The sequence below is a fragment of the Flavobacterium psychrolimnae genome (assembly GCF_003312425.1).
GTDB classification, from domain to species: domain Bacteria; phylum Bacteroidota; class Bacteroidia; order Flavobacteriales; family Flavobacteriaceae; genus Flavobacterium; species Flavobacterium psychrolimnae.
In genome coordinates this window covers 1-20887 of record NZ_QNUX01000022.1, presented here as the reverse complement: position 1 = coordinate 20887, position 20887 = coordinate 1, and the positions used below count along the sequence as shown (strand labels likewise).

General features: G+C 34.8%; 19 protein-coding genes. 14 read left to right on the top strand and 5 right to left on the bottom strand.

Features of this window, described 5'->3' with window-relative positions:
• Positions 1-47: 47 nt before the first annotated feature.
• Positions 48-1304 carry a voltage-gated chloride channel family protein gene (locus DR980_RS16135; RefSeq protein ID WP_113637997.1) on the bottom strand — a complete coding sequence of 419 codons (1257 nt, stop codon included), beginning with the start codon at positions 1302-1304 and terminating at the stop codon, positions 48-50.
• 34 nt (positions 1305-1338) lie between these two features.
• Positions 1339-1749, bottom strand: a complete 411-nt coding sequence (locus tag DR980_RS16130; protein ID WP_113638016.1) for a RidA family protein — start codon at positions 1747-1749, stop codon at positions 1339-1341.
• Positions 1750-2030: 281 nt separating this feature from the next.
• On the opposite strand from DR980_RS16130, the gene DR980_RS16125 reads away from it, so the two are divergent.
• A complete protein-coding gene (locus DR980_RS16125; protein WP_113637994.1) occupies positions 2031-2699 on the top strand; it encodes a hypothetical protein in 669 nt (222 codons plus the stop codon).
• A gap of 77 nt (positions 2700-2776) precedes the next feature.
• Here the strand turns inward: DR980_RS16125 and DR980_RS16120 are convergent, their stop codons facing one another.
• On the bottom strand, positions 2777-3304 hold the full coding sequence (locus DR980_RS16120; RefSeq protein WP_113637992.1) for a hypothetical protein: 528 nt from the start codon (positions 3302-3304) through the stop codon (positions 2777-2779).
• 200 nt (positions 3305-3504) lie between these two features.
• Between DR980_RS16120 and guaA the strand changes: the two genes are divergently transcribed.
• The 6 genes from guaA to yidC all read left to right on the top strand — a co-directional run bounded on the left by guaA (position 3505) and on the right by yidC (position 11572).
• Positions 3505-5034, top strand: a complete 1530-nt coding sequence (gene guaA, locus DR980_RS16115; protein ID WP_113637990.1) for a glutamine-hydrolyzing GMP synthase — start codon at positions 3505-3507, stop codon at positions 5032-5034.
• 129 nt (positions 5035-5163) lie between these two features.
• Complete coding sequence (locus DR980_RS16110) at positions 5164-7122, top strand: PBP1 and LysM peptidoglycan-binding domain-containing protein (RefSeq protein WP_317047955.1); 1959 nt, start codon at positions 5164-5166, stop codon at positions 7120-7122.
• Entirely contained in the window at positions 7122-7523 is a 402-nt protein-coding gene (locus DR980_RS16105) for an OsmC family protein (protein ID WP_113637988.1), read from the top strand. Before DR980_RS16110 ends, DR980_RS16105 begins: the two co-directional genes overlap by 1 nt.
• An 81-nt stretch (positions 7524-7604) precedes the next feature.
• Entirely contained in the window at positions 7605-7835 is a 231-nt protein-coding gene (locus tag DR980_RS16100; protein ID WP_091209127.1) for a DUF3820 family protein, read from the top strand.
• Positions 7836-7997: 162 nt separating this feature from the next.
• Complete coding sequence (locus DR980_RS16095) at positions 7998-9611, top strand: CTP synthase (RefSeq protein ID WP_113637986.1); 1614 nt, start codon at positions 7998-8000, stop codon at positions 9609-9611.
• 56 nt (positions 9612-9667) lie between these two features.
• Positions 9668-11572, top strand: coding sequence for a membrane protein insertase YidC (gene yidC, locus DR980_RS16090; protein ID WP_113637984.1), 1905 nt, complete (start codon positions 9668-9670; stop codon positions 11570-11572).
• A 48-nt stretch (positions 11573-11620) separates the two neighbouring features.
• Here the strand turns inward: yidC and DR980_RS16085 are convergent, their stop codons facing one another.
• Positions 11621-12583 (bottom strand): fasciclin domain-containing protein, encoded by a 963-nt coding sequence (locus DR980_RS16085; RefSeq protein WP_113637982.1) that lies wholly within the window; start codon positions 12581-12583, stop codon positions 11621-11623.
• 420 nt (positions 12584-13003) lie between these two features.
• Between DR980_RS16085 and DR980_RS16080 the strand changes: the two genes are divergently transcribed.
• From DR980_RS16080 to DR980_RS16060, 5 genes are all read left to right on the top strand, one after another.
• Positions 13004-13720, top strand: a complete 717-nt coding sequence (locus DR980_RS16080; protein ID WP_113638011.1) for a toxin-antitoxin system YwqK family antitoxin — start codon at positions 13004-13006, stop codon at positions 13718-13720.
• A 72-nt stretch (positions 13721-13792) separates the two neighbouring features.
• Positions 13793-14980 carry a tRNA 2-thiouridine(34) synthase MnmA gene (mnmA, locus tag DR980_RS16075; protein WP_113637980.1) on the top strand — a complete coding sequence of 396 codons (1188 nt, stop codon included), beginning with the start codon at positions 13793-13795 and terminating at the stop codon, positions 14978-14980.
• A 118-nt stretch (positions 14981-15098) separates the two neighbouring features.
• Entirely contained in the window at positions 15099-16712 is a 1614-nt protein-coding gene (locus tag DR980_RS16070; RefSeq protein WP_113637978.1) for a S8 family peptidase, read from the top strand.
• A gap of 15 nt (positions 16713-16727) precedes the next feature.
• Positions 16728-17672 carry an NAD(P)H-dependent flavin oxidoreductase gene (locus tag DR980_RS16065; protein WP_113637976.1) on the top strand — a complete coding sequence of 315 codons (945 nt, stop codon included), beginning with the start codon at positions 16728-16730 and terminating at the stop codon, positions 17670-17672.
• A gap of 3 nt (positions 17673-17675) precedes the next feature.
• On the top strand, positions 17676-18086 hold the full coding sequence (locus tag DR980_RS16060) for a hypothetical protein (RefSeq protein WP_113637974.1): 411 nt from the start codon (positions 17676-17678) through the stop codon (positions 18084-18086).
• A gap of 35 nt (positions 18087-18121) precedes the next feature.
• On the opposite strand, the gene DR980_RS16055 is transcribed toward DR980_RS16060, so the two are convergent.
• A complete protein-coding gene (locus DR980_RS16055) occupies positions 18122-18562 on the bottom strand; it encodes a DUF4268 domain-containing protein (RefSeq protein WP_113637972.1) in 441 nt (146 codons plus the stop codon).
• Positions 18563-18655: 93 nt separating this feature from the next.
• On the opposite strand from DR980_RS16055, the gene DR980_RS16050 reads away from it, so the two are divergent.
• Both DR980_RS16050 and DR980_RS16045 read left to right on the top strand, forming a co-directional pair.
• Complete coding sequence (locus DR980_RS16050; protein ID WP_113637970.1) at positions 18656-19306, top strand: NUDIX hydrolase; 651 nt, start codon at positions 18656-18658, stop codon at positions 19304-19306.
• An 85-nt stretch (positions 19307-19391) separates the two neighbouring features.
• Positions 19392-20201 (top strand): lysophospholipid acyltransferase family protein, encoded by an 810-nt coding sequence (locus tag DR980_RS16045; protein ID WP_113637968.1) that lies wholly within the window; start codon positions 19392-19394, stop codon positions 20199-20201.
• Positions 20202-20887 lie beyond the last annotated feature (686 nt).

The following is a 20887-nucleotide window of genomic DNA, read 5'->3' as shown; positions in this document are numbered from 1 at the left end:
TAATGTAATGTTGAAATCATTTCTACAATTAACAAACTTTTAGAAGGTTATAAAAAGTCGGTATTTTTTCTTTTCAATTTTTGATACAAATGGTATTTTGCTCCTTTTACAATTTGCGAATTGTAAATACCCACTGATCCCGAAGAAAAGTAAGCGATTAGGCACGCAATTCCAATAAAAATGCCGCTATCGATTCCGAAAAGTTCCATTCCCATAACCGTACAAGCAATAGGAGTATGAGTTGCTCCCGAAAAAACAGCCACAAATCCCATTCCTGCCAAAAGTGCTATCGGTAAAGGAACTATAAGCGATAAAGTGCTTCCTAAAGTGGCACCAACAAAAAATAATGGTGTGACTTCACCTCCTTTAAATCCGGCTCCCAGTGTAAATCCTGTAAATAGTATTTTTAGCAGGAAATCATAGGAAGCATTAGGTGTCGAAAAAGCATCGACAATCATAGGGACTCCAAGACCAATGTATTTTGTGGTTCCAATAAAATAAACGGCCAGTGCTATGAAACATCCTCCTACGAAAGGGCGAAGTGGTGGAAACGAAATAGTTTTTGAAAATAAATATCCCCAAAAATGTGTACTTCTGGAAAAAAGCATGGCGGCTAAACCAAATAAAATACTTACGATAATTACCCAAAATAAGGTTGTGAAACTACTTTCCGCCAGAAATGGAATCGCATAATAGGTGTGTTTTATGTGATAAAGTTCCACTGTGAAATAAGCGATGTAGGCAACCAGAAAGGAAAGAAAAATACTTTTGAAATTGATTTTACTAAAATAAAGAACTTCCAAGGCGAATAATGCTCCGGCCAAAGGTGTTCCAAAAATGGAGGCAAATCCGGCGCTGATTCCTAAAATCAGTATTGTTTTTCTTTCGGATGCATCAATTTGAAATAATTTTGTAAACTGGTCTGCAATGGCGCCACCCATTTGTACGGCAGTTCCTTCTCGACCGGCTGAACCACCAAAAAGATGGGTGATCAGGGTTCCAAAAAGCACCATAGGAGCCATTTTTAACGGAATGATTTTTTGCGGATTTTCGTATTCTTCCAGCAATAAGTTATTCCCTTTGACCACCGATTTCCCCCAATAATGATATCCCAATCCTATTGCCAGACCGCCTATTGGCAAAAGCCAAATAATCCAATTGTTATTTTCTCGGATTTGCGTAACCCCTTCTAAGGAAACCAGAAAAAAAGCAGATGCTGATCCGGAAAAAAATCCTATTAAAATACAAATAGAAATCCATTTGAGCAGCAGCGACGATATTTTTTTAGTTTTCTCTAAATTCATTAGTAAAAGGACAAATTGTTTTTTTGCAAAAGTATTATAAACCTTCTTGAATTAATGGTTTTTCGGTGGCTATTGCGGTGAATTCAATTTCGACTAAGTATTCAGGGGCAACCAGTTTGCTGATTTCATAAAAACCGGTAGTAGGTTTAATATCCTTAAAAAATAGGGCATGAGCTGAAGCAACGTCTTCAAATGTCGAAATATCAGTAGTAAAAATTCGGGTTCGGATGACATCTTCCATAGTTACTTTTAAGTCTTCTAAAACAACTTTTACGCGTTCTAAAATATTTACTGTTTGCGCATACGCGTCATCAGCCTTTACTTTTTCACCATCAACTATCGCTACTGTGCCTGAAACTTCAATGATATTTCCTATTCGCACTGCTCTGCAATAGCCCATTTTGTCTTCCCATGGAGATCCTGTCAATATGTTTTCTCTTTTCATTTTAGTAGTTTCTTGGTGTTGTTTTCTTCGGTTTAAATAGTCATTTTGGTATGGCATAATATTTGCAAGTTAGAAAAAAACCGAAATAAAAACACCGATTTTGGATTAAAAAAGTTCAATTTTTTCAAGCGAATAGTAGCAGTTTTAATTTCAAAAATGTAATAAAAAGCAGATTTGGGAGTTATAAATGAAAGTTAAATTACTGCTTGATTCTTGAATAAATACGATGGGTTTTTTATTTTTAAAATTTTACAAGCACGGATAAACTAATTTAGAAAGTTATGAAAAGGATTTTATTTTTAATGATTACCATCAGTATGTCTTTGAGCGGATATGCCCAGAATGAATTTAGCTCGAAATTTAAAGCGATTCCACCTAAAGCTAATGCACCAAAAATAAAAAAAACAATTCCGCCAAAAGCAGATATTCCGCCTATTAACACGCCAAACGTATTTAAAAACCCGGAAATTTTCAATCCAAAACCAAGTCCGTCGCTTCCTACTACGCCGGCAAATAATTTCTCTATGACTCCTAAAAACGAGTTTATCAATCCTGGGGACGTTTATAAAGACAAGTGGAATAAGAAAGAGGAAAATACGGAGGGTATTGTTTATAGAAAAAATCAAAATTTAGGAAATTTCTCCACTGGATCCGTTACCGCTAAAGTCATGTATCGCGATGCGGCCTACGTAGACGGGGATCAGATTCGAGTATATTTAAATGATAAAGTAATTCAATATCAAGTGAACTTAGACAGTAATTTTAAAGGTTTTGAAATTGTTTTGGAAAAAGGGTTCAACAAGATAGATTTTGAAGCTTTAAATCAAGGAAGTTCGGGGCCTAATACTGCTGAATTTAAAGTATACGATGATAAAGGAAGTTTGATATCAGCAAGCCAGTGGAATCTTGGAACTGGTTTTAAAGCAACAATAATCTTGGTAAAAGAATAAATACATCCTTACAGAGAATAAAAAAACCGTTGAATGTAACTTACATTTCAACGGTTTTTTATTGTGATTTATTGTTTCTAAAAAGGATCGGCGGTAACTTGAAATTTTATATCTGCTTTTATGGAAACATCTTGAGTTATTGATTCTTTGGTTACTGCTTTTGTTCTTAATTTAAAACTGGAAGCTTTAACATATTTATCTAATTTCGCAGTGGTACATGTCAAATTCAAAGTGCTTGAAGTGGAGTTGATATCATCTAAAAATGCCAGTTCAATCTCGTCAGTGTCATTTGTTGAAATATAAATATGTATTGATTTCAAAAATGAAAATGATTTGTTAGCGGGATTTGTTACCGTCAATTTCATCTCTTTCAACTTTACATCTTTCACTAATTCGGCATTTGTATTGTTATTTTCAAATACAGAACTGGAATTTGACGGAATATCTGGAGTCACTACATCTAAAGCTATATTAGCAGGAAATCCGGATGGAATTGTGACTGTCGTTTGATTGTCTATCGAAAAGGTCAATAAATCATCAATTACACTGCATGAAATAGCAATAAGGGCAAAAATTGCTACGGCTATAAATTTCTTTGTTTTCATTTTTTCTGTTTTTAGTAGATTATAAGGTTTGCAAATGTACTCTTTTATATTCTAAAGCTAATTTTTGGATAAATCTAAAATGGACTCGAAGGCTAATTCTCTTTTCAAGAGACAGCAGGAATTATTTTGGCGAGCAAAAGAAAATAAATATTTTTCAAAATTCAATTTTTCAATTCAAAATATAAAAAGTATTTTTGCGCATGCAACACAACGTACTTATTTTAGATTTCGGATCGCAATACACACAGCTTATTGCGCGTAGAGTTCGCGAATTAAATATATTCTGCGAAATCTTCCCTTACAATCATTTTCCGAGTGATTTATCATCTTATAAAGCAGTAATTCTTGGAGGAAGCCCTTTTTCTGTTAGAGGAGAAGATGCGCCACATCCAGATTTATCTCAAATTAGAGGAAAACTTCCTATGCTGGCTGTTTGTTACGGTGCGCAATATTTATCCCATTTTAGTGGTGGTGAAGTGGCGGCGTCAAATACCAGAGAATATGGTAGGGCTAACTTGTCTTACATAAAAGAAGACGAAGTTTTCTTTGAAGGTGTTTCTGAAAATAGCCAAGTTTGGATGAGTCATAGTGACAGTATCAAAGCTTTGCCAACAAATGGCGTAAAACTGGCAAGTACCCATGATGTGGAATTTGCTGCTTACAAAATTGAAGGAGAAACTACTTATGCAATTCAATATCATCCTGAGGTTTTCCATTCTACTGATGGATCAAAAATGCTGGAAAACTTTTTAGTTAAAATAGCAGAAGTTCCTCAAAACTTTACACCAAATGCCTTTGTCGAAGAAATGGTGGCTGAATTAAAAGAAAAATTGCAAGATGATAAAGTAGTTCTAGGACTTTCTGGCGGAGTAGATTCTACCGTGGCGGCAGTTTTATTGCATCAAGCTATTGGAAAAAATCTATACTGTATTTTTGTAAACAATGGTTTGCTTCGTAAAAACGAGTTCCAAAACGTATTAGACCAATATAAGGGAATGGGTTTAAACGTAAAAGGAGTGGATTCCGGAGACCGTTTCTTATCTGAATTAGCAGGTGTAAGTGACCCGGAAACCAAACGTAAAATTATCGGACGTGTATTTATCGAAGTTTTCGATGATGAATCACACCTTATAGAAGATGTAAAATGGTTGGCTCAAGGAACAATATACCCTGATGTTATCGAATCGGTTTCTGTAAAAGGGCCTTCAGCGACAATCAAATCGCACCATAATGTAGGTGGTTTACCGGATTATATGAAACTGAAAATCGTGGAGCCGCTTCGTATGCTTTTCAAAGATGAAGTGCGTAGAGTAGGAGCCTCACTGGGAATTGATCCAGAGTTATTAGGAAGGCATCCTTTTCCAGGGCCAGGGTTATCAATTAGAATTTTAGGCGATATCACACCGGAAAAAGTTCAAATTTTGCAAGATGTAGATGCTGTTTTTATTGACGGATTGAAATCTTGGGGATTATATGATAAAGTTTGGCAGGCAGGAGCAATTTTGCTTCCTGTAAATAGCGTAGGAGTTATGGGTGATGAACGCACGTACGAAAAAGTGATTGCGCTTCGTGCTGTAGAATCTACTGATGGTATGACCGCGGACTGGGTACATTTGCCGTATGATTTCTTGATGAAAATTTCGAATGATATTATCAATAAAGTAAAAGGAGTCAATAGAGTAGTGTATGACATCAGTTCTAAACCGCCTGCTACAATAGAATGGGAATAATTTAGTTCTTTATATTCTTAGGACATCATTTTTTTAGCGGGAATGTTCCTCACATAAACGGTATCAGATTTTTGGAATAAAATTTGATACCGTTGCTTTGTTAAAGATTTAAATAATTTATAAATAAAAATGATGAAATATTTTTTTGCGATTTGTATGACTGCTTTGTTGTTTAGTCACAGTGCTTTTTCACAAGGGAAAACAACAACACACAAGGTAGAAAAAGGAGAAACAATCAATCAGATTGCACAGAAATACAAGGTTACTCCCTTTGATATTTACCAATTGAATCCAGATGCGCAAAGTGGTTTAAAGCCGAATAGTGTATTGTTGATTCCAAATCAATCCACGAAAAATGCAGCTGTTATTCAGCCTAAAAAAGGAAGCGCTATTGTAACGCATCAGGTAATGCCAAAAGAGACTTTGTATGGAATTGAGAAAAAATATGGTGTCACAGATGAAGCATTAAAACAAGCGAATCCTTTTCTTGAAAAAGAAGGCTTGCAAATTGGACAGACGCTTACAATTCCTTCGAATGTTATTTTGAAAAATAATACTCCAATCACTGAAAAAGTGGTGTATCATTATGTGCTTCCAAAAGAGACTAAATATTCTATAGCAAAGCAATACGGAATTACGATTGATGAATTAGAACGCAAAAATCCTGAAGTAGTCACTAATTTACCTGAAGGATTTAAGTTATTGATTAAAGGAAATTCCAAAACTTCGGTAGTAAAACCAGAGAAAACTGTTCCTGTTACTGAATCAAAAAAAGAGATTGTAACTACAAATCCAGTAAAAACAACTCCTACGTTAAATTACTTAAATTATATTGTAAAGCCCAAAGAGACTTTATATAGTTTGTCTAAAATGGCAGGTATGAGTCAGGAGGAATTAATAGCGCTGAATCCTGAATTAGCTCAAGGCGTTATTGAAGGGATGGTTTTAAAATTTCCTGCTACAATTGCATTTTCTCCGGAAGCTAAAAAGGAATATACAGAATTGTCAAACTACAACCGAAGTAATGACAGAAAAAAGCTGGTACTGCTGTTGCCGTTTAATATATCTAAAATTGAAGGCGATACAGTCAATTCGACTGCAATGCGTCTCAAAAAAGATAAATTCTTGAATATGACGTTGGATTTTTATGCTGGAGCATTAATTGCGATTGATTCTGCTAAAACATTAGGACTTAATATTGATGTAAAAATCTTCGATTCGCAGGAAACCAAAAACACTTCTAATGTTGTTTCTATTATAAAAAATAATGATTTGGAAGATTCCGATGTGATCATTGGACCTTTCTACCAAAGCAATGTTGAAAAGGCGGCCGAATTATTGTTGCCAAATCAAGTTCCTGTAATTTCGCCTTTGTCAAAAGATTTAGGAGTTTCCTACGCTAATATTTTTCAATCGATTCCAGCTCCTGAAGCAGTCAAAAATGCCATGTTCGATTACATGCGTTCTAAAGGCGGCAATATGGTAGCGGTTGTCGATAAGAAAAAAGGTTCGGTTATTCAGTTTATCAAAGAGAATCATAAAGATGTTCGATTTTCTGCGCTTACCGCAAACGGTGGAGTTTCTGCTGAAAATTTGAAAAGTTTATTTATCAAAGACAAGATAAACTATGTCGTAATGGAAACGGGAAATACGGGAATGATAAAATCGACAATAGCGGCAATGTTAAGTGTTATGTCTGCGTATAAAGTACAATTGGTGATTTTGGAACCGAATGAAACATTGGATACAGATGAGATTAATTTTGTGAATTTGACTAAGTTAAAGTTGATGTATCCGTCAGTTATCCGTGAAAATGAATCACCTGAAGCTTTAATTTTCGAAAAGGAATTTAGAAAGAAAAACAAAATTTATCCTAGTGTTTTTGCCACTCGTGGATTTGATTTAACTTTTGATACGATGTTGCGTTTGTCACAGGATAAAAAATATCAGGAAACAATTGATGCTTCGGCAACGGAACAAATTGATAACAAATTCGAATTTTATAAAAAAGAGGACGTTGGTTATACCAATAAAGGAATCTATATTTTATATTACGACACGGATTTAACCATAAAAGAAGCGAATTAATGACATCAATAGTGACTTATTTAGGGGATTTGAGAACCTCTTCGATTCATTTGCAATCGGGAACTGAAATCCTTTCGGACGCTCCGGTGGACAATAACGGGAAAGGTGAGGCTTTTTCTCCAACAGATACTGTTGCAAACGCATTAGCAACCTGCATGATGACTATAATGGGTATCAAGGCACGAGAAATGGAAGTTGATTTAACAGGTTCTACAGCAGAAGTAATTAAAATTATGAATGCAGAACCTAGACGTATCGGTGCGATAGAAATTGCTTTTGAAATGTACGGAACGGCTGAGGAAAAAAACAGAACTATTCTGGAAAGAGTGGCGATGACTTGTCCCGTTTTCTTAAGCTTGCATCCTGAAATCGAGAAACGAATAATTTTTAACTGGAAATAAAACGATTTGAGAAGCAAGAGATAAGAAACAAGAAATAGTAATAGTTCTTGCTTCTTATCTCTTGCTTCTTTTTTATAAAAAATGGATCAAAACCAAAAACAACTCATTAAGCTAGCCCATACTAAAATGCCTTTTGGTAAGTATGAAGGATGGTTTCTTATTGATATCCCAGAATATTACATTGTTTGGTACAGCAATAAAGGGTTTCCTAAAGGAGAATTAGGTGAACAGCTGAAATTAATTTACGAATTGAAACTTAACGGTCTGGAGGAGTTAATTCGGAATATAAAAAAGCGCTATCCAAAACCATAAGATAGCATTTAGTAGACTCCATAGATTTTTAGAGAATTGAATTTTACTTTTTTTTTAACCAAAAAAGAGTCTGAAAATCTAACAGGCTAATATTCTAATAGTCCAATTAAATTTGTACTTTTGCCACGTTTTTTACACAACTACAACACAAACAACAACAGAATGAATCAAACGAAATATATTTTTGTTACTGGCGGTGTGACTTCTTCTTTAGGGAAAGGAATCATTGCTGCATCTTTGGCAAAATTGTTACAAGCAAGAGGATACCGTACAACCATCCAAAAGTTTGACCCGTACATTAATGTAGATCCAGGGACATTAAACCCTTATGAACACGGGGAATGTTACGTAACGGATGATGGTGCAGAAACGGATTTGGATTTAGGGCATTACGAGCGTTTCTTGAATGTTCCAACTTCTCAGGCGAATAATGTGACCACTGGAAGAATTTATCTTTCGGTTATTGAAAAAGAAAGAAGAGGGGAATTTTTAGGAAAAACAGTTCAAGTAGTTCCTCATATTACCAATGAAATCAAAGAAAGAATGCAGTTGCTTGGAAATTCCGGTGACTATGATATTGTTATTACAGAAATTGGAGGAACGGTAGGAGATATTGAATCTTTGCCTTACATCGAATCTGTTCGTCAGCTAGTTTGGGAATTAGGAGAACACAACGGAATTGTGATTCACCTTACGTTGGTTCCTTATTTGGCTGCAGCCGGAGAATTGAAAACAAAACCGACGCAGCACTCCGTGAAAACATTGATGGAAAGCGGAATCAAAGCGGATATTTTAGTGTGCAGAACAGAACACGAAATTTCCGAAGAATTACGTAATAAACTGGCTTTGTTTTGTAATGTAAAAAGAGAAGCGGTTATCCAGTCGATTGATGCTTCTACTATTTATGAAGTGCCTAATTTAATGTTGGAAGAGGGACTTGATGTCGTTGCGTTAAAAAAATTAGATTTGCCTAAAAAAGCAGCTCCGGATTTAAAAAACTGGAATACTTTTTTACGCCGATTAAAAAATCCGAAGCATACCGTGAATATTGGTTTGGTTGGAAAATATGTTGAAATGCAGGATTGTTACAAATCTATTTTGGAAGCTTTCATTCATGCAGGTGCTGCTAATGAAACTAAAGTAAATGTGGTTTCCATTCATTCTGAACATATTGATGCCAGTAATATAAGCGAGAAATTTTCTGGTTTAGACGCAATTCTGGTTGCGCCAGGTTTTGGGGAAAGAGGAATTGAAGGCAAAATTGCAGCAGTTCAATATGCGCGTGAAAATAAAATGCCATTTTTTGGGATTTGTTTGGGAATGCAAATGGCAATCATTGAATATTCAAGAAATGTTCTGGGTTATACTGATGCCAATTCAACCGAAATGAATGAACACACGGCTCATCCGGTGGTAAACCTTATGGAAGAGCAAAAAACAGTTACTGATAAAGGAGGGACAATGCGTCTTGGTGCATGGAAATGCGACATCAAAAAAGATTCATTGGCCTACAAAATATACGGAAAAGAAACGATTTCAGAACGTCACCGTCATCGTTATGAGTACAATAGCAATTATGTGGCGCAATTGCAAAATGCAGGATTGATTGCTTCAGGAGTGAATCCTGATACCGGATTGGTGGAGATTGTAGAAATAGAAAATCATCCATTTTTTATTGGAGTACAATACCATCCGGAATATAAAAGTACGGTTGCGAATCCACATCCTATTTTTGTGAATTTTGTGGCAGCAGCTGTTCTGGCGAAGAAGAAATAATATAATTCTGCGGAGCTGAACTTTAAACTTTAAATTTTAAACTTTTTTTAATTACAATGGAACAAAAGAAATTTGACCTCAATTCGATTATCGGTTTTGCATTAATTTTTGGTATTTTGGTTTTTATCATGTACCAAAATCAACCGGACCCGAAAGTGGTTGCAGCTGAAAAAGCACAAAAAGAATTGTTGATTAGAGAAGCTAAAGCAAAAGAGTTAGAAGCTAAAACTGTGGCAAAAGCAACGGTTGCAGTGGCAACTACAGGAGATTCTACTCAACTGGCGCAATTGCAAAAGACGCTAGGGAATTTTGCGTATTCTGCGACACTTCCTTCTGCGAAAGCTGGTGTTACCACTATCGAAAATGATTTGGTGAAGCTTACAATTGCCAATAAAGGAGGTTATATTGTTGAAGCTACTTTGAAACAATTCGAAAAGTTCAAGAAAGGTTCCGGAAAATTAGTTCAATTGGTAAAAGACAATAATGCCAATTTAAATGTACAATTACTAACTAGTGATAACCGTACTTTAAACTCTAAAGATTTATATTTTGAACCTACTTTAACGAAAGTTGGAGCTGATCAGATATTGTCTATGAAATTGAAAGCGGGAGCCAATGAATTCTTGGAATATAAATATATTTTGAAGCCAAACGATTATATGATTGGTTTTGATATTCGTTCTCAAGGGTTGAATAAAGTTTTGAATACGGCAAAACCATTGGATTTAGAATGGAATTTGAAAACATACAGAAATGAGAAAAGTGTTTCTTATGAAAACCGTTACACCGAAATCTATTTCGAACATGAAGAAGGGAAAATTGATTATGCCGGTTTAGGTCAAACAGAAGAGTCAGATCTTGAAAAAGCAACTTTCATCGCTTTCAAACAGCACTTTTTCTCTACAATTCTTTTATCAAAAACGCCTTTGGCAACAGCAAAAGTGAAGTCTGATAATTTAGTTATAGATGATAAAATTGATACTACGTATACCAAACAATTTAAAGCTAATATTCCTTTGGCGTTTACCAATGGGGAATTAGATCACAAAATGAGTTGGTATTTTGGTCCAACGGATTATAAAACTTTAAAATCATACGATTTGAATCTTGAAAAAATTATCTCATTGGGTTGGGGGATTTTCGGATGGATTAACAAGTTTATTTTTATACCGTTATTCGGATTTTTAAGTTCTTACATTGCTTACGGAATTGCAATTATCATTTTTACGATTCTGATAAAAATTGCAATGTCGCCAATCACTTTCAAATCTTTCTTGTCACAAGCCAAGATGAAAGTATTGCGTCCTGAAATTACAGAATTGGGTGAAAAATTCAAAAAAGACCCAATGAAAAAGCAACAGGAAACCATGAAGTTGTACAACAAAGCGGGCGTGAATCCTATGGCAGGTTGTATTCCGGCTTTGATTCAGCTTCCTTTTATGTACGCTTCGTTTCAGTTTTTCCCATCGGCTTTTGAGTTGAGACAAAAAAGTTTCCTTTGGGCAGATGATTTATCTTCTTTTGATGAAATTATCCGTTTGCCTTTCTATATTCCTTTTTACGGAAATCACATCAGTTTGTTTCCAGTATTAGCTTCGATTGCAATTTTCTTTTATATGAAAATGACTTCTGGAGACCAGCAAATGGCTGCTCCACAACAAGAAGGAATGCCGGATATGGCCAAGATGATGAAAATCATGATCTATGTGTCGCCAATAATGATGTTGTTCTTCTTTAATAGTTATGGTGCGGGATTGAGTTTGTATAACTTTATTTCGAATCTAATTACTATCGGAATTATGATTGTCATCAAAAGATACTTTATTGATAGTGACAAAATTCATGCTCAAATTCAAGAGAACAAATTAAAAGAGCCAAAGAAACAAGGTAAATTCCAGAAAAAACTACAAGAAGTGATGGAACAAGCCGAAGCTCAAAAAGCACAACAGAAGAAAAAATAATTCATAAAAAAAGCTCTCAATTTTGAGAGCTTTTTTTTGTTTTAAAAATTACAGAATCGGCAATAATACTTTATCAATGGCATGAATTACACCATTGGAACATTGTACATCAGTTATGATAATATTTGAAATCCTGTTGTTAGCATCTTTAATTTTCGCGCCACCTGTGAGTTGAATTGTAAAGGTTTGTGCTGGTGTCAAAATTGGAGTTACAACTTGTCCTTCGGTTAAACTAGCAGCCAAAACATTAGCAGGGCTTACCACATGGTATTGTAAAACTTTAGTCAAGTTTGCTGCTGAAACTCCTGCAATTCCTCCCGGAGCTAATTCAGTATTCAATGCAGTAAACGCAGTATTTGTAGGGGCAAAAACAGTAAACGGACCTATTGCAGATAATGCAGTTATAAAATTGGGTTGACCCGAACGATTCAGTACACTAACTAAAGTACTAAAATTGGCATTTGCCGCAGCATGAGTTACAATTGTTGGAAGATCAATAACTTTGTCAACGATGTGTACTACTCCATTAGAAGCCATGATATCAGCAGTTGTAACTGTGGCAACACCATTAAGCTTTACGCCGGCAGCTGTGTTGACATACATACTCAAGGTATTACTCGTTGATGCAGTACCTTTTGCCAAAGTTTTGATGTATCCAGTGGTCAAATCAGTAGACTTCACTGCGCCTGTAACAACATGATTTAATAAAATTTGTGTCAAAGCCTCTTTCGGAACATCATTTATTGTAGCATAAGGCGTTGTGGCAAGGAAAGCGGTGAAAGCGTCATTCGTTGGAGCAAAAACAGTGTATGGACCAGCTCCTTTTAAAGTAGTTGCTAAATCAGCTTTGACAAGTGCCTGAACCAAGATACTTAAGTTAGCAGTGGCAGTTGCTTTTCCTGTAATGGTGTTGTCAACGACTACATTGTTATCGTCGTCATCACACGATACTGTAAAGATTGCAAACAACGCAATCATTGCTAAATTCCTAATTTTAGATACATTTTTCATAGTGTTTGTATTTATTTGTTTAGTCTAAAGTAATAAATTGATTTTCTATTTTGTTTAATAATTTCATAAAAATAATAAACAATGTGAAAATTTATTATTTTTTTTAGGTTTGTTTAATTTGTATCTTAAATATTTCAAATACCTATTTATGAGTTATATATAGATTTTTTTGGTGTTAATATTGATTTTTTCAGTCAAATAAAATCAATTGAGCTTCAACATTTTGTAAAATTGTTTTTAAAGTTATGGTTTGCTGAAGTAAGCACTAGTCTTTTCGCAATAATTAGAATTTTAAAATGTTTTGTATTTTGAAATTTTTGGAAATAAATGACAAATTACCAACTGTATTAATTTCGTAAATTTGCTAAAATAAAAGTGTACATTATCAGTTTTATAGTAATGCCTTTATACAAAGTAACAATGAAAAAATATCAGATTAGTTTTTTTACGTTTTTGACTTTTGTGCTTTTCAGCCAAAATGTAGTATCGCAAACCGATTTTAATAAATTAGACACAAAAGGAAAAAAGCATGGGATTTGGAAAGGTTTTTTTGAGGAATCAAAAAGACCCAGATATGAAGGAACTTTTGAGCATGGTAAGGAAATAGGAATTTTTAACTTTTACGATGATACCAAAGCTAAATCGATAATTGCCACGAGAGAATTTAATGCAAAGGACAATTCAGCGTATACCATTTTTTATGATCAAAAAAGCAATAAAGTCAGCGAAGGCAAAGTAGTTAATAAGTTATTTGAAGGGCAATGGAAATATTACCATTTGGCTTCCAAAAATATTATGACAACGGAAAATTATAGTAAAGGAAAGTTGGAAGGATTGCGGACCGTATATTATCTGAACGGTAAAATTGCCGAAGAAATTAATTATAAAAATAATTTGAAAAATGGCTTTTATAAAAAATATACGGAGAATGGAATCGTACTAGAAGAGTCAGCTTACAAGAATGATTTGTATAATGGTTTAGCAATCTTTAGAGATTCTAATGGGAATGTGGTTTCTAAAGGGCAATTTTTAAATGGAAAAAAATCAGGGATTTGGCAGTTTTTTGAAAAAGGAAAAGTAGTCAAAGAAATGAATATGAGCTTTCCGGAAAACGCTACAAAAGGCAAAAACAATTAACGGTATCGTTAACAAATACTGTTACAAATCTTTTGTAACTTTGCACCCTTATAAAATAAAATTTTTTTGCAGATGAAGCGTGTTGTTGTAGGACTTTCAGGAGGTGTAGATTCAAGCGTAGCAGCGTATTTGTTGCAACAGCAAGGGTACGAAGTTATAGGACTTTTTATGAAGAATTGGCACGATGATTCCGTTACCATTTCTAACGAATGTCCATGGCTTGAGGACAGTAATGATGCTTTATTGGTAGCAGAAAAATTAGGGATACCTTTTCAAACGGTTGATTTAAGTGAAGAATACCAGGAAAAAATCGTCGACTACATGTTCAATGAATATGAAAAAGGGCGTACTCCAAATCCTGATGTATTGTGCAATCGTGAAATAAAATTTGATGTTTTCATGAAAATCGCCGTAAGTCTGGGTGCTGATTATGTGGCAACCGGACATTATTGCCAAAAAAGTGAAATCGAAGTAAATGGCGAAACCGTCTATCAATTGAAAGCCGGTGCCGATACGAATAAGGATCAGTCTTATTTCCTTTGTCAATTGTCTCAAGAACAATTATCTAAATCGTTGTTTCCTATTGGAGAATTAACAAAACCTGAAGTGCGTGAAATTGCCGCTCAGATGGATTTGATTACAGCTGAAAAGAAAGATTCGCAAGGCTTGTGTTTTATTGGAAAAGTACGCTTGCCTGAATTTTTACAACAAAAATTGCAACCGAAAGACGGAATCATAATCCAAATTGATAAAAACGATTCTGTATACAATTCTGAAAACCAAGTTGATTTAAGCATTGAAGAAAACTTAAAAGAAGCAGCAAGAAAAATTCCGTACACGCCACAAATGGGAAAAGTTGTCGGGAAGCATCAAGGGGCGCATTATTTTACTACTGGACAACGAAAAGGATTGAACGTAGGGGGAACAACAAATCCGTTATTTATTATAGCGACTAATGTGGAAACGAATACAATATACACTGGATTGACCAGTCAGCATCCGGGATTATTCAAGAAAGCATTGCGTATTGAAAAAGAAGAAGTACATTGGATTCGTAAAGATTTGGCTTTGGCCAATGGACAAACGATGGAAGTAATGGCAAGAATTCGCTACAGACAACCCTTGCAAAGTGCCACTCTATACCAGTTTGAAAACGAAATGTACGTATTCTTTAATGAGCCGCAGTCTGCAATTACCGAAGGGCAATTTGCCGCTTGGTATATAGGAGATGAATTAGTTGGTTCAGGAGTTATTTCTTAGTTTAGTATGATTTAAGAAAAATTTTTGGTCTAAATAAAATTTAATTACCCAAAGCTATAAGTATGATTCAATCCCATTGGCAGTAAGAATCTTTATAGTTTAACAAATAAAGTTACCTATGAGAAAATTCTATTTATTCCTTTTTCTATTCATTACTACTGTTGGTTTTTCGCAACAAGATGCTTGGATATATTTCAATGCGAAACCTAATTCTCAGTTTTTTTTCGACTCACCATTGGAGATGCTTTCTCAAAGAGCATTGGACAGAAGAACTAATCAAAATATTGCTTTAGATTTTAAAGACATTCCTGTAGAGGAAACGTATATTGATCAAATAAAATTAGCGTCGGGAATTACTGTCATGGCAAAATCCAAATGGATGAATGCGATTCATGTTCGAGGAGAACAAGCAGCTATTAATTCTTTAGCACTGTTTTCTTTTGTCAGCAAACTCGATTTTGCTGATAAATCATTAAATCAAACGGGTAAAATAGCCAAATCTACTAAAGTTAGAAAATCGAATAAGTCTAAGAAAACTAAAATTGATTACGCCTACGGATCTTCTTCAAATCAAATCCAAATGCTTAATGGTCAGGTTTTGCATGAGCAGAATTATACCGGTTCGGGAAAAATTATTGCCGTTATGGATGCCGGTTTTCCCGGAGTGAATACTACGCAACCTTTTGAACGATTGAGAGAAAAAAAACAAATTTTAGGCGGATACAATTATGTTTTGAGAGATGCAGAATTTTATGGAGGAGTTTCACACGGAACCTCCGTTCTTTCCGCAATGGGAGGTTATAAAGAAAATTCGTTAGTGGGAACAGCGCCTGACGCCTCATATTATTTATTTATAACGGAAGATGATACTTCAGAAAATCCTATTGAAGAGTCACTTTGGGTTGAAGCCGCAGAAAAAGCAGATAGCTTAGGGGTCGATATTATCAATACATCTTTAGGTTATTTTGATTTTGATAATGAGGCATACAACCATACTTATAGTGAAATGAATGGTGCGACAGCATTTATGTCTCGTGGGGCTGAAATTGCATTTAGCCGAGGAATGATTTTAGTGACTTCGGCTGGTAATTCCGGTGGAACATCTGATCCATATATTGCAGTTCCGGCAGATGCCGTTTCGGTACTCGCTGTAGGTGCTGTAAATTCATCTGAAACAAAATCTTCTTTTAGTTCAGTAGGTCCATCATTTGACGGTCGTATAAAACCGGAAGTAATGGCTCAAGGACAAGCGGCAATAGTTTCTGATGCGGCAGGAAATATTATAACGGCAAACGGAACTTCTTTTTCAGGTCCAATCATGGCAGGAATGGTTGCTTGTTTGTGGCAGGCTTTTCCTCAGAAAACAAATCAGGAAATTAGAAATTTAATCCTGCAATCATCTGATAAATTTTCTATTCCAAATAACCAATACGGATATGGAATTCCTGATTTTAATTTGGCGCTAAGCAATCAATTGGATGTAGCTTCTTTTTCGAAAGATGATTTCATAATTTATCCCAATCCTGCAAGTGATTTTGTAACCTTCTCATTACCGGAAAAATTTGAAATGGGAACCGTTTTTATCTATACTATTTTAGGACAGAAAATTCTAGAACAAAAAGTAACACCTCAATCTTCAATCGTTTCATTGAAGACTTTGGATAAAGGAATGTATTTTTATAAAATGGAATCCATTGGTTTTTCTAAAACTGGAAAAATAATAAAAGAATAATAGCATCACTTCATCATGAACAAAATCACGGAACTTTTCAAAATTAAATATCCAATTATTCAAGGTGGAATGATTTGGAATAGCGGTTATAAATTAGCAAGTGCTGTCAGTAACGCTGGTGGTTTAGGATTAATAGGTGCCGGTTCCATGTATCCTGAAGTTTTGCGGGAACATATTCAGAAATGTAAACAAGCTACTTCAAAACCTTTTGGGGTTAATGTTCCAATGTTGTATCCCAACATTGAAGAAATTATGAAAATAATTGTAGATGAAGGAGTGAAAATTGTTTTCACATCGGCAGGTAACCCAAAAACATGGACTTCATATCTAAAACAGAATGGCATAACTGTTGTGCATGTAATCAGTAGTTCGGTGTTTGCATTAAAAGCGCAAGATGCAGGTGTTGATGCAATTGTTGCTGAAGGATTTGAAGCTGGAGGTCACAATGGACGTGAAGAAACAACTACGCTAACGCTGATTCCTATGGTAAAAGAAAAAATCAAGATTCCGTTGATTGCCGCCGGAGGTATTGCCACTGGTCGAGGAATGTTAGCGGTAATGGTTCTGGGTGCAGATGGCGTTCAGGTTGGAAGTAGATTTGCCGCATCTGTAGAATCTTCGGCTCATGAGAATTTCAAGGAAACAATCATAAATGTTAAGGAAGGAGATACGCAACTAACTTTAAAAGAACTTGCACCAGTTCGTTTGATTAAAAATAAGTTTTATCAAGATGTTCAACATTTATATGAAAGCTGTCCAACAAAAGAAGAACTAGTTACGTTATTAGGAAGAGCAAGAGCAAAAAGAGGCATGTTTGAAGGGGATTTAATTGAAGGAGAATTAGAAATTGGTCAAATAGCTGGTATTATTCACGAAATAAAGCCAGCTGCAGCTATCGTTCAGGAAATGATTGCAGATTTTGAAACAGCAAAACAAGAAGTAGTAAACGTTCATTTTTAAACAATGATAAAGACAAAAAAATATATAATTCTACTTTTTTTAATCTTGGGGTTTCAGCATTCTTATAGCCAGAATTATAAGTTTAAAACTTCAGGCTTCAGTGTTTTAGAAAAAAACGAAAAGGGAAAGTGGGGTAAATGGTCTGATTTGAATTTGGTCAATATCTTAGTTACGCTTGATACGAGCAAGAATAGAATTGTTGTATATTCTCAAATCATTCAATTATTTGAAATTATAGAATATCAACCTACAGAAGAAAACGATACTGATATTGTATATTCATTTACTTGTAAAGACAATGAAGGAGTCGATTGTACGGTGTCTATAATTACCAGAAAGAAACAAGAAAACAGGAAACAGCTCTATATCAATTATGATAATCGGATAATAGTTTACAATATTTTCAATATGTAATTAAGGTCAAGTTATTCTTTTTGTATTTTTTACATTTAAAGGGTTTCGATATCCTTAATGAAATCATCGTATTCCGAATAGAATAATTCCAAAGCATTCATTTTTTCATTGTAAAAATCAAAAATTTCATCCCAATATTTTCTGTTACTTACTCCAACTCCTAATTTTTCAATCCAAATTCGGCTGATAGTTTTACCGTTTTCCAGTGTATATTCTTTTTCAAAAACTAAGTCTTTGACAAATTCATCTTCCAGAATATTCTTTAATGCTTCGATTTTTTCAAAATAAGCAATTCGTTTTTCAGAACTGCGGTGTTCAATATCTATTAAAACCTGAGCTTTCTTATTGTCTACATAAAATTTAAAGGAGAAATCTTTAATCTTAGTATCGTACAGTAACCATTTGCGTGGATATTTTTCTGCAAATGCAATCCAGAATTCACGCTTTAATCTTTGGGTTTCTTCTTTGCTGTACATTACGAATGTGTTTTGGTAGTAGAAAATTTGTGCAACCGTATTTTCTAGACTATATTTATATTAAATTTCAGTGTGCAAAAATAGACTTTGATTATGGATTTTCAAGAATTTTTACAATTTGTTCCCAAATTAATTGATGCCAAGCTTCCTGCCTTTGAGGCACATATTAAAATGGCGCCATTAGAGCGTGTGGAAAGTTTAAAAAAGACCGACTTTAGTAATAAAGATCCAAGGATTGCTGCTGTTATGATGCTTTTTTATCCTAAAAATGAAAACACACATTTAGTTTTGATTGTGCGCAATTCCTATAAAGGTGTTCATTCAGCCCAAATTGCTTTTCCAGGTGGTAAATACGAACTCGACGATGATGATTTCGCCTTTACAGCCTTGCGCGAAACACATGAGGAAGTGGGGATTCATCCTGAGAAAATTGAAGTTTTGAAATCCTTCACTGAATTATATATTCCGCCCAGCAATTTTATGGTATATCCTTTTTTAGGAATAAGTAAAGAAGAACTTGTTTTTATCCCAGAACCTTCAGAGGTATCGGATATTATTGAGTTACCGTTATCTGTTTTTTTAAGTGATGCAATTGTGGTGGACACTAAATTGTCTACTTCTTACGCGGATAATATTAGCATTCCAGCTTTCAAAATTGATAATCACATCGTATGGGGTGCAACAGCAATGATGTTGAGTGAATTGAAAGAGGTCTTGAAGGGAGTTTTGGAGCCTTCTAATTGATGTGCAATTCCGGCTGTTGTATTGTAAATAAAATCAAATATTAATTTCGTAAGTTTGCTAATTCAATATCAAAACACATAATTTTATGGGATTGTTTAAGAGAAATCCTTTTGGTCACATACTATTTATAAAGAAATGGTTAATTCGGATTTTCGGAGCCATTACACATAGAAGATATCGAGGGTTTAACGAACTCCAAATTGAAGGTTCTGAAATTATAAGGAATTTACCGGATACCAATGTTCTTTTTATATCCAATCACCAAACTTATTTTGCCGATGTAGTTGCTATGTTTCATGTTTTTAATGCAAGTCTCAGCGGAAGGGACGATACGATTAAAAATGTATGCTATCTCTGGCAACCTAAAATGAATATCTATTATGTTGCAGCCAAAGAAACTATGCAGGCTGGATTATTACCACGAATCATGGCGTATGCAGGCGCGATTACAGTGGAGAGAACTTGGAGAGCAAAAGGTGTCGATGTTTTAGAGAAAAAAAATATTAACCCTGACGATACTGAAAATATAAAAATTGCCCTAAAAGATGGTTGGGTAATAACATTTCCACAAGGAACTACTAAATCTTTTAAGCCCGTTCGCAAGGGAACTGCCCATATCATTAAACAACATCGTCCTATTGTAGTTCCTATAGTGATCGATGGTTTTCGTCGTTCCTTTGATAAAAAAGGATTTCGCATGAAAAAGAAAGGCATTCTTCAATCCTTCATTATCAAAGAGCCTTTGAAAATTGACTATGATAACGACTCTATCGAAGAAATTGTGGAAAAAGTAGAATATGCCATTGAACAACATTGTTCTTTCCTTAAAGTAATACCAGCTGAAATTATAAAAGAACAAGAAGAGTTGAATAAAACTCGTAGATGGGAATATTAGACAAAATTTCCCCAATCAAAGCAATTCGTTTCGATTAGAATGTTATTTTGGGCGTTCCTCATTATATAAAGAAAGGCGATTATCAAAAAAAGATAACCGCCTTTCTTTATATAATGAGTCGGGCTATTCACTACAAGTCCTCGTCCCGCCAAAAAAAGGCGGGGCTGTGGGCTTTCCGCTGCTATCCCTAACGCGGATTTCGGTAAACCAGAGCTTTTTGTTGTTTTGACGTATATGATCTTACCTTATATATAGGATAGACAAGAAAAGCGATGCTTGTTACTATATAATGTACAGTGTAAAACCATTTTATTGGTCCAGACGAATTTCTTTTGTTCAAATACTGTCAAGGCAGGCTGTTTTGAAGGATCAGGGCGCATTGAAGAGTAGTTATAACATCAACAAAGATTGAATTTCGAAGGCTTTAGTCAATAAAGGAGGGAAGTTGACAGCCGTACAATCGCACTGAAATCGGCGATTTTGGATTGAAATGGCGTTTATCGGCAGTTGTGTTGTTGTTTTGTTTAAAAAACTGTTACTTTCAAAATTCACTGTTTCAGCGATTTAAAGTTTAAGTTAAGAAAACGTCAAAAAAAAGCGTTGAAAAAGCTTGAATAACTCAATAAACGGTGTAGTTTTGCACCCGCAACAACGCAGACGTTCTTTCAAATACTGGCAAGCAAAGT